Source organism: 'Chrysanthemum coronarium' phytoplasma (assembly GCF_000744065.1).
GTDB lineage: Bacteria > Bacillota_I > Bacilli_A > Acholeplasmatales > Acholeplasmataceae > Phytoplasma > Phytoplasma asteris.
In genome coordinates, this window is the sequence record NZ_BBIY01000098.1 from 1 (window position 1) to 1,622 (window position 1,622).

1 protein-coding gene and 1 pseudogene are annotated in these 1,622 nt (G+C 29.4%); both read left to right on the forward strand.

All coding sequences use genetic code 11. The features are described from left to right. Positions 1-69: 69 nt before the first annotated feature. The gene (locus tag OYV_RS05410) at positions 70-1,245 is read left to right on the forward strand and encodes a hypothetical protein (RefSeq protein ID WP_011160422.1); all 1,176 of its coding nucleotides are present in this window, start codon (positions 70-72) and stop codon (positions 1,243-1,245) included. Between the two features lie 66 nt (positions 1,246-1,311). Further along, positions 1,312-1,622, forward strand: a pseudogene (locus OYV_RS03800) (effector); the annotation flags it as partial.

Genomic DNA, 1,622 nt, shown 5'->3' on the forward strand with positions numbered 1-1,622 from the left:
CACCATCTATTCCACAATCATTCAATCCAACTATTATTGAAAATGAAGAATCAACTTTAACTAATAATAATGAAGTTAAAGAAAAAACAACCCAAGAAGAAAGTAAAACTGGTAACCTTAACAATCCCTGATCATGGTTCAGTTGAATCAACAATTGAACCTACCTTATTACAACAAGAACAACTCCAACAAACACCACTACTTGGTGAGGAATTAAAAGAAACTAATCAAACAACTGAAACACAACAACTAACTCCTGAAGAAATCATCAAAGCCAAAAACTTATTAGAAATCCAACTCCAACAAGAAAAAATGAATAGTTTAACTTTAGAAACGCAAAAAGCTAATTTAGAATATGATTTAACTCAAAAACAAGAAGAATTAAAAAATAATCAAAAACTATCTCAACAAGAAAAACAAGAACTTCAAAAGGAAATTAATCAACAAACCGACAAAATCCGTTCTAAAGAAGACGAAATCTTTACCCAAGATCAAAAGATTAATCAACTAGAAACTGATCTTCACCAAGAAAAAACTCTTAACACTGAAAAAGAAAAACAAATTAATGAATTAATTAACCAAATCAACGAACAAAACCAAATGACCAAACAACTCCAAAACCAACTCCAAGAACAAAAATCCTTAATTGAAATGAAAAACCAAGAATTAATCACCAACCAAGCTTTATCTGAACAAGAAAAACAAGAACTTCAAAAGGAAATCAATCAATTAACAACTAATTTTCAACAAAAACAAAAAGAATACGAAAACACTATTAATCAAAAAGACCAAGAAATCGATCAATTAAACCAAATCATCCACGAACAAGCAAACAAAATTAACCGTTTAAGTGAGGAGTTAGAACAACAAATTGATAAATGGGTGCAACAAGGCCTTCACATCGAAGCACTCGAAGGAACTATTAAAGCTTTAGAAAAATTCTCTGGCAAATATCTTGAAGAAAACGTCGAACTCCGTCATGAAATCAATAAACTTAAAGAACAAATAAAAGACGAACAAAAAGCCCATGAAGAAACTAAAGTAGAATTAAAAGAAAAATGTGATAAATTAATCGAAAAAACAACAGAATATGATCAAATTAAAAAAATCATAGACAACCAAAAAACCTGGAAAGGTTCAATTCAACCCTTTACTACAAAAATTAAAGACGACGTAAACAGAAATGTTGCAAGCGTAAAGGAAAAAGTCAATAAAGTAACTTCTTGGTTCAAAAAATGGTTTTAATTAAAATTCAAAAGTCAAATGTGTTAAAATGTTGGTATATTAAAAATTACTAGAAAGGAACTAATCATGTTTAATATTAAAAAAATAATTAAATGGGTTTTTATCGTGTTAGGGATACTTCTTTTTTTATTGATTGGTTTTATTGTTTTAACCGAAATTGAAATCATTAAATTACCGAAAGAAGAAATCCCTATTTTAAAAGAAACCGCATTCGAAAATATCGAAGAATGGGATGACCTTAATAGTGGACTTAAAATGATTAAAGCCAAGTATACCTTTGATGGACTTAATGGCATTGGCTATTATCAACAACAACTCGCTAACAAAGACAATATTGGAACTTTTCAGTTGATGGCCATCCAAGACCGCCTAGAAAC